The sequence below is a fragment of the Mesorhizobium sp. WSM1497 genome, from assembly GCF_001672455.2.
GTDB lineage: Bacteria > Pseudomonadota > Alphaproteobacteria > Rhizobiales > Rhizobiaceae > Mesorhizobium > Mesorhizobium ciceri.
Genome location: NZ_CP021070.1, coordinates 1,568,603 through 1,581,337 on the forward strand (window position 1 = coordinate 1,568,603; position 12,735 = coordinate 1,581,337).

Annotated in this window: 11 protein-coding genes; 7 read left to right on the plus strand and 4 right to left on the minus strand. The window is 62.0% G+C overall.

Annotated features, from left to right (window positions below):
* The first annotated feature begins 80 nt into the window (after nt 1–80).
* The 3 genes from A9K65_RS07700 to A9K65_RS07710 are packed head-to-tail and all read left to right on the plus strand — an operon-like array spanning nt 81 to nt 2,715.
* Entirely contained in the window at nt 81–692 is a 612-nt protein-coding gene (locus A9K65_RS07700) for a shikimate kinase (protein ID WP_024503735.1), read from the plus strand.
* Entirely contained in the window at nt 689–1,825 is a 1,137-nt protein-coding gene (aroB, locus tag A9K65_RS07705; RefSeq protein ID WP_064993086.1) for a 3-dehydroquinate synthase, read from the plus strand. The genes A9K65_RS07700 and aroB overlap by 4 nt, the downstream gene beginning before the upstream one ends.
* Nucleotides 1,822–2,715 carry an HlyC/CorC family transporter gene (locus tag A9K65_RS07710; RefSeq protein WP_064993085.1) on the plus strand — a complete coding sequence of 298 codons (894 nt, stop codon included), beginning with the start codon at nt 1,822–1,824 and terminating at the stop codon, nt 2,713–2,715. Before aroB ends, A9K65_RS07710 begins: the two co-directional genes overlap by 4 nt.
* A gap of 24 nt (nt 2,716–2,739) precedes the next feature.
* Here A9K65_RS07710 and A9K65_RS07715 read toward each other — a convergent pair whose 3' ends face one another.
* The 3 genes from A9K65_RS07715 to A9K65_RS07725 are packed head-to-tail and all read right to left on the minus strand — an operon-like array spanning nt 2,740 to nt 7,568.
* Complete coding sequence (locus A9K65_RS07715; protein ID WP_013529360.1) at nt 2,740–4,281, minus strand: SpoVR family protein; 1,542 nt, start codon at nt 4,279–4,281, stop codon at nt 2,740–2,742.
* Nucleotides 4,282–4,290: 9 nt separating this feature from the next.
* A complete protein-coding gene (locus tag A9K65_RS07720) occupies nt 4,291–5,601 on the minus strand; it encodes a YeaH/YhbH family protein (protein ID WP_024503738.1) in 1,311 nt (436 codons plus the stop codon).
* Between the two features lie 17 nt (nt 5,602–5,618).
* Nucleotides 5,619–7,568, minus strand: a complete 1,950-nt coding sequence (locus A9K65_RS07725; protein WP_013529362.1) for a PrkA family serine protein kinase — start codon at nt 7,566–7,568, stop codon at nt 5,619–5,621.
* A 242-nt stretch (nt 7,569–7,810) separates the two neighbouring features.
* Between A9K65_RS07725 and A9K65_RS07730 the strand changes: the two genes are divergently transcribed.
* Together A9K65_RS07730 and A9K65_RS07735 are read left to right on the plus strand one after the other, a co-directional pair.
* Entirely contained in the window at nt 7,811–8,617 is an 807-nt protein-coding gene (locus A9K65_RS07730) for an alpha/beta hydrolase (protein ID WP_064993108.1), read from the plus strand.
* Between the two features lie 98 nt (nt 8,618–8,715).
* The gene (locus A9K65_RS07735) at nt 8,716–10,269 is read left to right on the plus strand and encodes an acetolactate synthase large subunit (protein ID WP_064993084.1); all 1,554 of its coding nucleotides are present in this window, start codon (nt 8,716–8,718) and stop codon (nt 10,267–10,269) included.
* A 15-nt stretch (nt 10,270–10,284) separates the two neighbouring features.
* Here A9K65_RS07735 and A9K65_RS07740 read toward each other — a convergent pair whose 3' ends face one another.
* Nucleotides 10,285–10,587: a BolA family transcriptional regulator gene (locus tag A9K65_RS07740; protein ID WP_013529365.1), complete on the minus strand. Its 303-nt coding sequence runs from the start codon at nt 10,585–10,587 to the stop codon at nt 10,285–10,287.
* A 181-nt stretch (nt 10,588–10,768) separates the two neighbouring features.
* Between A9K65_RS07740 and A9K65_RS07745 the strand changes: the two genes are divergently transcribed.
* Both A9K65_RS07745 and cobS read left to right on the plus strand, forming a co-directional pair.
* A complete protein-coding gene (locus A9K65_RS07745; RefSeq protein ID WP_013529366.1) occupies nt 10,769–11,398 on the plus strand; it encodes a J domain-containing protein in 630 nt (209 codons plus the stop codon).
* A 123-nt stretch (nt 11,399–11,521) separates the two neighbouring features.
* Entirely contained in the window at nt 11,522–12,508 is a 987-nt protein-coding gene (cobS, locus tag A9K65_RS07750; protein WP_013529367.1) for a cobaltochelatase subunit CobS, read from the plus strand.
* The last annotated feature ends 227 nt before the right edge of the window (nt 12,509–12,735 follow it).

The window sequence follows — 12,735 nt, forward strand, 5'->3', positions numbered from 1 at the left end:
GGTTCAAGGCACTTGCCACGCTTGACGCAAACGGGCTTTTCATGTCGATACGCCGGCAAAGAGGGCCTTCGAAACATCCGATGAACGCGCTGCCAGCAAATCCTCCAGACGAGAACCACGCCGCGTTGCTCGGCAGGCTGGGCAGCCGTTCCGTCGTCTTCGTCGGACTGATGGGCGCCGGCAAGACGGCGATCGGCCGCAAGGTGGCGACGATGCTGGCGCTGCCCTTCATAGACAGCGACCAGGAGATCGAAAGCGTCTCGCGCATGACCGTTCCGGAACTGTTCGAGCGCTACGGCGAGACCGAATTCAGGGCGCTGGAGCAGCGCGTCATCCTGCGCGTGCTGGAAAACGGGCCGCAGGTGCTGTCGACCGGCGGCGGCGCCTTCATGAATGCGCAGACGCGCGAGGCGATTGCAGCGCAGGGCGTCTCGGTGTGGCTGAAGGCCGAACTCGACCTTCTGATGGATCGCGTCGCCAAGAAACAGAACCGGCCGCTCCTGAAAAGCGCCGACCCGCGCGCCGTGCTGGAGCGGCTGATGGGCGAGCGCTATCCGGTCTACGCGACATCGGACGTCACAGTGCCGACCCGCGACGACCGCAAGGAAGTCATCGCTACCGAGGTGGTGGACGCGCTGTGCCGGCATTTCGGCATTGATCAGGCGGCTGCGACGGGCGAGGTGGAACAGTGAGCATCGAGGCACCCGTTGTCGTCGAAGTAGGCCTTGGCGACCGGACCTACGACATTCTGATCGGCTCGGGGTTGTTGGCCCGCGCGGGTGCCGAGATTGCGCGCCGGCTGCCGGGCACACGCGCCGCGGTCGTCACCGACGCCAATGTCGCGGCAGCGCATCTCGATGCGCTGAAGGCCAGCCTCGAAACGGGTGGCATCCAGACCGCGGTGATCACCCTGCCGCCTGGCGAGAAGACCAAGAGTTTTGCCCATCTCGAAGAGGTGGTCGACGGTGTGCTGGCTGCGAAACTGGAGCGCGGCGACATCGTCATCGCCTTCGGCGGCGGCGTTATCGGCGACCTTGCCGGCTTTGCCGCCGGCATCGTTCGGCGCGGCATGAATTTCGTGCAGATTCCGACCTCGCTGCTGGCGCAGGTCGATTCCTCGGTCGGCGGCAAGACCGGCATCAACAGCCCACGCGGCAAGAACCTTGTCGGCGTCTTCCATCAGCCGAAACTGGTGTTGGCCGACACAGGGGTGCTCGACACGCTGCCGATCCGGGAATTCCGCGCCGGCTATGCCGAGCTCGCCAAATACGGGCTCATCGACCGGCCGGAATTTTTCGCCTGGCTGGAAAAGAATTGGGTCCAGGTTTTTGCCGGCGGGCCGGAGAGGGCGCAGGCGATTGCCGAAGCCTGCCGCGCCAAGGCCGACGTGGTTGCGCGTGACGAGTTCGAGACCGGCGACCGCGCGCTGCTCAATCTCGGCCACACATTCGGCCACGCGCTGGAAGCCGCCACCCAATATGACGGAAGCCGCCTCGTCCATGGCGAAGGGGTCGCCATCGGCATGGCGCTGGCCTACCGGTTCTCGTCGCGGCTCAATCTGGCCAGCCCCGACGATGCCGCGCGCGTCGAGGCGCATCTGCGCGCCGTCGGCCTGCCCTGGCGGATAGCCGACATCCCGGGCGAATTGCCTGATGCCGAGGCGCTGCTTGCCTTCATTACCCAGGACAAGAAGGTGTCGCGCGGCGCGCTGACCTTCATCCTGACGCGCGGCATCGGCCAGGCTTTCATTGCCAAGGATGTTCCGGCATCGGAAGTGCTGTCGTTTCTGAGGGAGAACCACCCAAAGGAAAGCGACCGGAGATGAACGAGCCCGGCTGGATCGTTGTCGCCGTCCTTGCCATCCTCATCGTGCTGCTCGTTACCGTGCGCACGCGCCTGCTTGCCATGTTCGGGTACGAGCTTTCACGCATCGAGCCGCAGCGCTCCAGCCAGGACGAATTGCGCGGCGCGGTCGACGATTTCCGCCGCGACGGCCAGGTGGTGCGCGAGGATCGCGACCGCGTCGGCGGCCTGTTCGATCTCGCCGAGCTCGAAGTCTCCGACATCATGGTCCACCGCACCAACATGCGCTCGGTCAATGCCGACAATGCGCCGGAAGCGGTGGTGCGCGAGATTTTGCAAAGCCCGCACACCCGCATGCCGCTGTGGAAAGGTTCGCTCGACAACATCGTCGGCGTGCTGCATGCAAAGGATCTGCTGCGCGCCTTGAACGAAGTCGGCAACGATTTCTCCAGGATCGACGTCATGAAGATCGCTTCGAAACCTTGGTTCGTGCCCGACACCACGACCTTGCAGGAACAGCTCAACGCCTTCCTTCGCCGCAAGGCGCATTTCGCCGTCGTCGTCGACGAATATGGCGAGGTCGAAGGGCTGGTGACGCTGGAGGACATTATCGAGGAGATCGTCGGCGAGATCGCCGACGAGCACGATGTCGACATACAGGGCGTCAAGCAGGAGGCCGACGGCTCCGTGGTCGTCGACGGTACGGTGCCGATCCGTGACCTCAACCGGGCTCTCGACTGGAACCTGCCGGATGAGGAGGCAACCACCATTGCCGGCCTCGTCATCCACGAGACGCAATCGATCCCCGAGGAGAAGCAGGCTTTTACGTTCCACGGCAAGCGCTTCATCGTCATGAAACGCGACAAGAACCGGATCGCAAGGCTGAGGATCAGGCCAGCCGGCGACGCCTGATGTGCGCCGGGAGACCGGGTGCCGTCATCCCGCGATCTGGCTCGTCGAGCGTTCGTGGATCGTCGCGCCGGTCTCGGCATCCATGGCCGCCAGGCTGACTTCATAACCCCAAAGCCTGCGGATGTGACGAAGCGTGGCGTCGCGGCTGGCATCCTCGAGAAGGATGCCGTCATTGACCTTGTGCTGCAGCCGCAAATGGCGGTCGCCGAGCAGATCGACATCCACCACCTGAATGTCCGGCCGGTTCGCGCCGAGATCATAACTGTTGGCGAGCGCGGCGCGTATCTTGGCGTAGCCGCGCTCATCGTGGATGGACGCGACCAGGCAATGCGGCTGGTCGGCAGCGTCGCCGAGCACAAAAAACCGCCATTTCCGGATCAAGGCCGGGCTGAGGTACTGGCGGATGAAGGATTCGTCGCGATGCTCGGCCCAGGCGTCCAGCAGGACCTCGCGCCAGTTGCCCTGGCCGGCCATGTCGGGGAACCAATCGCGGTCCTCGGCCGTGGGTTTGGTCGAGATGCGCTGAATGTCCTGCATCATGTCGAGGCCGAGAGCATACGGGTTGATGCCTGAAAAACGCGGATCGTCGAAGGCCGGCTGGAAGACCACGTTGGAATGATTGCGCAGGATTTCGAGCATGGCGCCTTCGCTGATCTGGCCGCGGTCGAACAGCATGTTCATCAGCGTATAGTGCACGAAAGTGGCACAACCTTCGTTCATCACCTGTGTCTGCCGTTGCGGGTAAAAATATTGCGCGATGACACGAACGATCCTGATGATCTCGCGCTGCCAGGGCTCCAGGACTGGGCTGTTCTTTTCCAGGAAATAGAGCAGGTTTTCCTCGGGCAGATTGAGCGATTTCTTCCACTCTGGGTCCTGGCCCTTGTCGTTGGCCGCTTGCTGCGAGGCCGGCAGCGTACGCCACAAGTCGTTGTAGGAGCGTTCCTCGTATTCGAGACGCTCGCGAATTCCTTCGCGTTGCCGTTCCGACGACAACCTCGGCGGCCGGTGATAGCGGAACACGCCCTGATCCATCAGCGCGTGGGCGGAATCGAGAACAGCCTCGACGGCGGCGAGGCCGTGCCGCTCCTCGCAGCGGACTATGTAGCCCTTGGCGAAGTCCAGGTAGCTGAGGATCGCACCCGCATCCGTCCACTGTTTGAACAGCTGATTGTTCTTGAAGAAATGATTGTGCCCGAGCGCTGCGTGGGCCGTCACCAGGGCCTGCAGGGCCATGGTGTTTTCCTCCATCAGATAGACGATGCAGGGATTGGAATTGATGACCAGTTCATAGGCAAGCCCCCGCCCACCCTTGCGATAGAGCAGATCCTGGTGGAGGAAATGTTTGCCGAAAGACCAGTGACGGTACATCAATGGCATGCCGATGGACGAATAGGCGTCGAGCATCTGCTGCGACGAGATGATCTCCATCTGAACGGGATAGGTGTCCAGATGAAGCTCTTCGACCGCAAGTGCCTCGATAGCGTCATAGGCCCGCGACAATGTTTTGAAATCCCAGTCGGACCCTGAAAAAAGCAGGCTGGATTTGCTCGCTTGTCTGGCCATCGGGAACCCTCATGCCCTCTTGAGGGCGGCCGGTTGCCTGCCGAAGAGCTGGCGAAAAACCGGATAGATATCGGCGGGTGTGGCGATGCGGCTCATCTGGAAGTTCGGCCATTTCTGGTCGATGGAGTTGTAGGCACGCCACAGCGATGTCCCGTTTTCTGTCGAGCCGAAAATATGAGCTTCACGCTCGTCGATGATCTCGACATACGCAAAATACTGGCACAGCCGCATGAGCTCGCCATTGAGCAGCGAAATGCATCGCTCCGAATCGCCGGCGAAATTGTCGCCGTCCGAGGCCTGGGCGGCATAGATGTTCCAGTCATGGGCCGGGTAGCGGCTGGTGATAATACGGTGCATTTCCTCCAGCGCGGTGGAAACGACGGTGCCGCCGCTTTGGGTGTTGTAGAAAAATGTTTCCTCGTCGACCTCCTGAGCCAGGTGCGTGTGGCGGATGAAGACAATCTCGATGCGGTCGTAGCGCCGTTTCAAGAACAGGTGCAGCAAGACGAAGAAGCGCTTGGCCAGATCCTTCTCGCGCTCGCCCATGGACCCGGACACGTCCATAAGACAGAACATGACGGCATTGGCGTTCGGCACCGGCCGGGAATCGAAGCGGTTGAAGCGGATGTCGACCGGATCGACATAGGCAATCCGGCGGCGGCGGCGTTCCAGCCGGTCGAGTTCTTCGCGCAATGCCGCAATACGCTGGCGCGCGTCGGCGCTGGATGGCGTCGACTCGAGCGAGGCGATTTCCTCGAGGATCGCATCCAGTTCGACCTGCTTGGGGCGCCTCAGCGCAATGCGGCGGCCGTGGCTGTTGCGCATCGTGCGGCCAACATTGATGTTGGTCGGCGAACCTGTGGCGGCGAAGCCGGCTCTGCGCGGCTTGAAGGCAAGGATCTCCTTGAGGTTGAGCTTGACCATGTCCGGGAGCTCGAGATCCTCGAAGAAAAGATCGAGCACTTCCTCGCGCGACAGCACGAAACGAAAGTCGTCTTCAGATGCCTTGTTTCCCGGCGACGATGCTCCCCCGCCACCCCCGCCGGGCTTGGGGATCAGGTCTCCAGCGGAGAAATGCCTGTTGCCCGGCAAGATGTGCTGGCGCCTGCCGCTGTCGCGGGCGTTGTTGAAACTCGGCTCGCTTGTGCCTCTTTCGGGCATGCGCACGGCATGCTCGGAATCCGCGTCGGCGATCCTGCCGGTGCGGATCTGATCGCGTATGCTGCGTTTCAATTCCTCGCGCGCGCGTCGCAGGAAGCGCTGGCGATTGCCGAGGCTTTTGTCTTTCGGGTTCAGGCGGCGGTCGATGAAGATCGGCATGGAACCATCCGGGTTCTCTAACCCGCCCTGTTCACCCGCATGTACCAGTCCACAAGGCGACGCACCTGCCGCTCGGTGTAGCCGCGCTCGACCATCCGCTGCACGAATTCATTGTGCCGCTTTTCCGTGACACTGTCCTGCTTGGAGCCGAAACTGATCACCGGCAGGAGGTCCTCGACCTGGCCGAACATGCGTTTTTCGATGACTTCCCGCAGCTTTTCGTAACTTGTCCACGCCGGGTTGCGGCCATGGTTTCTTGCACGGGCGCGCAGGGTGAATTTCACCACCTCATTGCGGAAGTCCTTGGGATTGGCGATGCCGGCCGGTTTTTCGACCTGTGAAAGCTCGTTGTCCAAAACCTCGCGGTTGAGGATCTGGCCTGTGTCGGGATCCTTGTAGTCCTGGTCTTCGATCCAAGCGTCGGCATAGGCGATGTAGCGGTCGAAAAGGTTCTGGCCGTACTCGCTGTAGGATTCCAGATAGGCTTTCTGGATCTCATGGCCGATGAATTCGGCATACCGCGCGGCCAGCTCGGACTTGATGAACTCCAGATAGGCGGCTTCCGTCTCCTTCGGAAACTGTTCGCGCTTGATTGCCTCCTCCAGGATGTACATGAGATGCACGGGGTCGGCGGCCACCTCTTCGGTGTCGTAGTTGAAGGTCTGCGACAGGATCTTGAAGGCAAAGCGCGTGCTGACGCCTGCCATGCCCTCATCGACGCCGGCGGCGTCCCGATATTCCTGAACCGACTTTGCCTTGGGGTCGACTTCCTTGAGGTTCTCGCCATCATAGGCGCGCATCTTGGTGTAGAGCGGCGAATTGTCGTGCTCGGCCAAGCGGGTCGAGACGGTAAACCGGCTGAGGATGTCCAGCACCTCTGGAGCGCAGGGACTGGCGGCCAATTCGCTCTCCCGCAGCAGTTTCTCGTAGATCTGCCGCTCTTCGGTTATCCGCAGGCAATACGGCACCTTGACGACGAGGATGCGATCGAGAAAAGCCTCATTGTTCTTGTTGTTCTTGAACTGCAGCCATTCCGACTCGTTGGAATGGGCCACGATGATCCCCTGGTAGGGAAAGGCGCCGAAATTTTCGGTGCCGTTGTAGCTGCCTTCCTGGGTGGCGGTCAGCAGCGGATGCAGGACCTTGATAGGCGCCTTGAACATTTCGACGAATTCAAGCAGGCCCTGGGTGGTCCGGTTCAGTCCGCCACTATAGGAATAGGCGTCCGGATCGGATTGGCTGAAGTTTTCCAATTGCCGGATGTCGACCTTGCCGACCAGGGCCGAAACGTCCTGATTGTTCTCGTCGCCGGGCTCGGTCTTGGCGATGCCGATCTGGCGCAGTCGCGACGGCATCAGCTTGACGACGCTGAACTTGGAAATGTCGCCGGAAAGTTCGTCGAGCCGCTTGGCCGCCCATGGCGAAATGAGCCCGTTCAAGCGGCGCCGGGCAATGCCGTATTTATCCTCCAGCAGGTCGCCCATGCGATCGGGATGGAAAAGGCCAAGCGGCGATTCGAAAACCGGGCTGACCTGGTTGCCGACCTTCAGCGTGTAGATCGGACGCTGTTCCATCAACTTCTTCAGCCGCTCGGCAAGGGAGGATTTGCCGCCGCCCACCGGGCCGAGCAAATAGAGGATTTGCTTGCGCTCCTCGAGCCCCTGGGACGCATAGCGAAAATAGCCGGCGATGCGCTCGATTGTATCCTCCATGCCGTAGAAATCGGCGAAGGAGGGGTACACTTTCAGGGTCCGGTTGGAGAAAATACGGCCGAGCCGCTCATCCTTGCTGGTGTCGACCAGGTTCGGCTCGCCGATCGCCTCGACCATCCGTTCAGGCGCCGAGGCATACATCGACTTGTCCTCGCGGCAGGCAAGGAGATATTGCTGGATGCTGATCTCTTCCTGCGCCGCGTTGGTGTAAATTTCCGAAAAGAGATCGAAGACGTCAGACTGGTTCTCTCGCATGATGCTTTTGCCCTCGGAGCCGCTGTGGCTTCCATTCGGCTCACCACGCATTCAACTGCCGGGGGGCACCGTTTGTTCCCTTCATGTGAAGAGGTGGCCGCGATCTTAAGGATTGAGGCTACTCCGCGAGACCAAAGCGCTCGTTGCGGCGCCGTATTCAGCGCGGGTAGCGGGTGTGTTGCGAACCCCTGACTGGACGGCTGGGGCGGCCGCGTGCAGTCTTGCCTTGCCAGGAGACAATGATGATCGATCGACGAAGCCTGATCATGGCCTCCATGGCGGCGATGCTGCCGTTGGAAGCGTCGGCCGCGTGGAAAACACGCCGGCCCACGCCAGAAACCTTCGACTACGGGCCGGCCAAGCTCGACATCTACGCGCCCGATGGTGCAACCGGCCTGCCGGTCGTGTTTTTCGTTCATGGCGGCACCTGGCAGTTTGGCAAACGCAGTCAGGTGGACGCCAAACCGGCCTTCCTGCTCGCCAACGGCTTCTGCTTCGTCTCCATCGATTACCGCATGCTGCCGCAGGCCGATGTCGCCACCCAGGCCGGTGACGTCGAAAAGGCCTACGCCTACATCAGAGCCAACATCGCCCGGCATGGCGGCGATCCCAACCGCATCGTCGGCATGGGCCATTCGGCCGGCTGCCATCTGGTTGCGCTGACCGGCATGCGCGGCGGATTGCCGGGCATAGCCGCGCTCATCCTCGATGACACCAGGGCCTATGATCTTGCAGCACTTGCCAAGAATGGCGGTATGGTCCGGGCCTATGCCCGCGTCTTTTCCGATCCCGCGCAATGGGCGGCACTTTCGCCGGCCAGCTATGTCGACGGCCGCAAGCACCCGCCGACTTTCATCGCCTATTCGCGGGCATCGGGCCGGAGCGAGGACTCCAAGGCCTTTGCCGAGCGCCTGCGCGCGACGGGCACCAAGGTTACGCTGTTCGACGGCAGCGCCTATACGCATATGTCGATCAATCGCGATTTCGGCGCGGACGGCGACGCGCTGACCGCGGCCGCGCTGGCATTCCTGAAATCGACGGTTGGCTGATCTTTACGGCACCGGATTAGATCAAAAGTAGCGGCAAGACATTGCTGCAGGTGCTCGCGGGTGCAACTGCTCTGCGATCTTGAGCGGGAGGGAATTGCATGAACGGCGCCGATGTCCTGTGTGACGTGCTTCTGGCCAATGATGTGACGGTCTGCTTCGCCAATCCCGGCACCTCCGAAATGCACTTCGTTGCAGCGCTTGACCGCAAGCCGAACATGCGTTGCGTGCTCGGGCTGTTCGAAGGCGTGGTGACGGGTGCCGCCGATGGCTATGCGCGGATGACCGATCGGCCGGCCGCGACGCTGCTGCATACCGGTCCCGGCCTGGCCAATGGGCTGGCCAACATGCACAATGCCCGGCGTGCCTTCAGCCCGATGATCAACATCGTCGGCGACCACGCCTCTTACCATCTGCCGCTCGATGCCCCACTCACCAGCGATATCGAGAGCCTTGCGGCGCCGATGTCCAACTGGGTCGGCCGCGTCAAGGGTCCGGCCGATGTCGTGCCGGCAGCTGAAGCGGCCTTTCGCGCCTCGCTGACACCACCCGGCGTCGCGACCCTGATCCTGCCGGCGGATGCCGCCTGGGGCGAAGTCGACGCCGTTTTGCCCGGCAAGGTGACGTTGGCGCCGACGCCGGCCGTCGATATGGACGCGGTACGCAAGATCGCCGCGGCGATCCGTGCCGCTCCGGGGCGGGCCGGCATGATCGTTCGCGGAAAGGCCGCGCGCGCCGATGCGCTTGCCATCGCCGGGCAGATCTCGGCGGGCAGCGACGTCCGGCTGTTCGGCGAGGTTCTGATCGCACGGATGCAACGCGGGCGCGGGCGTGTCGCGCCGACCCGCATCCCCTATCCGGTCGATGCGGCGATGGCTGTGCTGAGCGACGTCGATGTTCTGATCCTGGTCGGCGCAAAGGAGCCGGTTGCCTTCTTCGCCTATCCGGGAAAACCGGGACGGCTTGTCCGGGAAGGCTGCGAGGTGCTGACATTGGCCGCCCATGGCGACGATCTGCATGCGGCGCTGGAGGCGCTTCGCGACGAACTTGGCATCAAGCCGTCGCAACACAAGGTGCTGGCGGCCGCTTTTCCCGACGAGGCAACGCCGAACGGCAAGCTGACGGAAGATGCCGTCGCACTTTCGGTGGCGCGCAAACTGCCGGCCGATGCGATCGTCTGCGATGAAGCGGTCACCTCGGCCAGGCGTTTCTTCGCGCTGTCGGCCTTTGCCGCGCCGCACGACTACATGATGGGCACGGGCGGATCGATCGGTGGCGGCATCCCGATGGCGACCGGGGCGGCAATCGCCTGTCCCGACCGCAAGGTGGTCAATCTCGAAGCCGACGGCAGCGGCATGTACACGGTGCAGGGACTGTGGACGCAGGCGCGGGAAAAGCTCGACGTGGTGACGATCGTGTTTTCCAACCGAACCTATGCGATCCTGCATGGCGAGATGAAGAATGTCGGCGTCGGCGCCATCGGCGAGAACGCCAGGCGCATGCTCGACCTCGACCATCCCTCGCTAGACTGGGTGTCGCTGGCCAAAGGCATGGGCGTGGAGGCGGCTCGCGCCGATACGTGCGAGCGCTTCGACACGTTGCTGGACAGTGCGCTGTCACGGCGCGGGCCGTTCCTCATCGAAGCGGTGCTCTGAGCGCGGGGAAGCGACCTACCAGCGGGTCTTTTCGCCGGGAGCCGCGGGTTCGATCGCCAGCGCGTGCACGCCGGCCTTCAGTTCGTCGGCAAGCAGTTCGTTGACGGCGCGGTGACGGTCGATGCGGCTCATGCCGGCAAAGGCGGAAGCGACGACGCGGACGCGAAAATGCGTCTCGCCGGTGCCGTCGTAAGTGCCGTGATGGTCGGAGCCGTGATGGTGGTGGCCGGCATGGAGATGGCTCTCGTTGATGATAACCAGCCTGTCCGGCGAAAATGCCTTGTTGAGCTTGTCTTCCATGGTCGCCTGTATGGACATCGCCATCTCCCTTCACCACATATCGTTGGCGTCTCGGCCTGGAAACCGAAAATCGGTTTCGCGAGGGGCCACCGCCGCGCAACAAAATCCGCCATTCGCCTGCTTTATGCCGCGATTCAGCGGTTAGGGCGATGATCGCGAAAATGTCAATTCTTGTTTCGCATCTGCGAACGCCCCATAAATGGGTAAGATGAAGCCGTACCCCAAATATTTCGAGAAGATTCGCGTCCGCCCCGACAAGGACGCGGAGCTGAAGTCGCACTCGCCGATCTGCCAGTGGGACGGCTGCAAGGAAGCGGGCACCCATCGTGCGCCGGTCGGACGCATGAAGGAGGGTGAGTATTTCCACTTCTGCTTCGATCATGTGCGCGAGTACAACAAGGGCTTCAACTACTTTTCCGGCGTGCCGGACACCGAGGTCGCGCGCTTCCAGAAGGAAGCCATGACCGGGCACCGGCCGACCTGGAAGATGGGCGCCAACGGGGCCTCGACCCGGTCGTCGCCCGATATGGCCCAGATGCGTTCCGGCCGCGCCGGCTACTATAACCGCATGCGCGACCCGTTCGACCTGTTCAAGGGACCCAAGGATCCGCGCGAGGCGCGCGAGCGCAAGGCCAAGCCGCTTGAGGCCAAGGCGCTGGAAACGCTTGGTCTTGATACAAAGGCGACTGGCAAGGAGATCAAGGCGCGCTATAAGGAACTGGTGAAACTACACCATCCGGATGCGAATGGTGGCGACAGAGGTTCGGAAGACCGGTTCCGCGATGTGCTGCAAGCCTATCGCGTGCTCAAACAGGCGGGCCTGTGCTGAGCGACCATACGGTTCGTGTCGTTTTCCAACTTTCATAAGGTTGGAAAAGGCTTTAAGACCGCCCCCGGACAAAATCGATTGCCGGCGAAATCAGACGTTTCGCCCGTGGAGACGTTGAGAGATATGAACAAGGTCGATCGCGACATCGCCAACCTGCCCGACACGACGGTGTCGGTGAAGGAGAAATTCGGCTTCGAATCCAAGATGGTGGTGCCGGCCTATTCGGTGACATCGGAGCATGTGCCCGACATCGACCCGGACTATCTGTTCGACAAGAACACGACGATGGCGATCCTTGCGGGCTTTGCCTACAACCGCCGCGTCATGGTGTCGGGCTATCACGGTACCGGCAAGTCGACCCATATCGAACAGGTCGCCGCCCGCCTCAACTGGCCCTGCGTGCGCGTCAACCTCGACAGCCATGTCAGCCGTATCGATCTCGTCGGCAAGGACGCGATCGTGGTCAAGGACGGCTTGCAGATCACCGAATTCCGCGACGGCATCCTGCCCTGGGCCTACCAGCACAATGTCGCGCTGTGCTTCGACGAGTATGATGCCGGCCGTCCGGATGTGATGTTCGTCATCCAGCGCGTGCTGGAATCGTCAGGCCGGCTGACGCTGCTCGACCAGAGCCGGGTTATCCGCCCGCATCCGGCCTTCCGGTTGTTCTCGACCGCCAACACGGTCGGCCTGGGCGACACCACCGGCCTCTATCACGGCACCCAGCAGATCAACCAGGCCCAGATGGACCGCTGGTCGATCGTTACCACGCTGAATTATTTGCCGCACGACAATGAAGTCGCCATCGTGCTGGCCAAGGCCAAGCACTATCGCGACGGCAAGGGCAAGGACATCGTCAACAAGATGGTGCGCGTCGCCGACATGACGCGCTCGGCCTTCATCAACGGCGATCTGTCGACCGTGATGAGCCCGCGCACGGTGATCACCTGGGCAGAGAATGCCGAGATATTCGGCAATATCGGCATGGCGTTCCGGCTGACCTTCCTCAACAAGTGCGACGAACTGGAGCGCTCGGTGGTGGCCGAGTTCTACCAGCGCGCCTTCGGCGAGGATCTGCCCGAGAGCGCCGCCAACGTGGTCCTGGGCTAAGACCGCTCCATGGGAACGACCCACCGGACGTTCCTATGGAGTCTTGTATTCCTCTGCTTTGGTTTCAGTCAGGCAGCCATGGCCCAGAACCAACCACTCAAACCTGGGCAGACTTGGGCGTATCACGGCGCGACACCAGTATCCTCGCGTGTGATCATAGGCGCTGTCGATTATCTGGAAGGCGAAAGTCAGCCGATCGTATCGATCTCAGTCTCTGACGCGCCGAT

Bases quoted from the DNA above. Each gene is read 5' to 3' on its own strand.
- A9K65_RS07715 (WP_013529360.1), bottom strand. From the start codon at position 4,281: ATGGCCAGACAAGCGAGCAAATCCAGCCTGCTTTTTTCAGGGTCCGAC.
- A9K65_RS07700 (WP_024503735.1), top strand. From the start codon at position 81: ATGAACGCGCTGCCAGCAAATCCTCCAGACGAGAACCACGCCGCGTTG.
- A9K65_RS07740 (WP_013529365.1), bottom strand. From the start codon at position 10,587: ATGTCCATACAGGCGACCATGGAAGACAAGCTCAACAAGGCATTTTCG.
- A9K65_RS07720 (WP_024503738.1), bottom strand. From the start codon at position 5,601: ATGCCGATCTTCATCGACCGCCGCCTGAACCCGAAAGACAAAAGCCTC.
- A9K65_RS07710 (WP_064993085.1), top strand. From the start codon at position 1,822: ATGAACGAGCCCGGCTGGATCGTTGTCGCCGTCCTTGCCATCCTCATC.
- A9K65_RS07725 (WP_013529362.1), bottom strand. From the start codon at position 7,568: ATGCGAGAGAACCAGTCTGACGTCTTCGATCTCTTTTCGGAAATTTAC.
- cobS (WP_013529367.1), top strand. From the start codon at position 11,522: ATGAACAAGGTCGATCGCGACATCGCCAACCTGCCCGACACGACGGTG.
- A9K65_RS07730 (WP_064993108.1), top strand. From the start codon at position 7,811: ATGATCGATCGACGAAGCCTGATCATGGCCTCCATGGCGGCGATGCTG.
- A9K65_RS07745 (WP_013529366.1), top strand. From the start codon at position 10,769: ATGGGTAAGATGAAGCCGTACCCCAAATATTTCGAGAAGATTCGCGTC.
- A9K65_RS07735 (WP_064993084.1), top strand. From the start codon at position 8,716: ATGAACGGCGCCGATGTCCTGTGTGACGTGCTTCTGGCCAATGATGTG.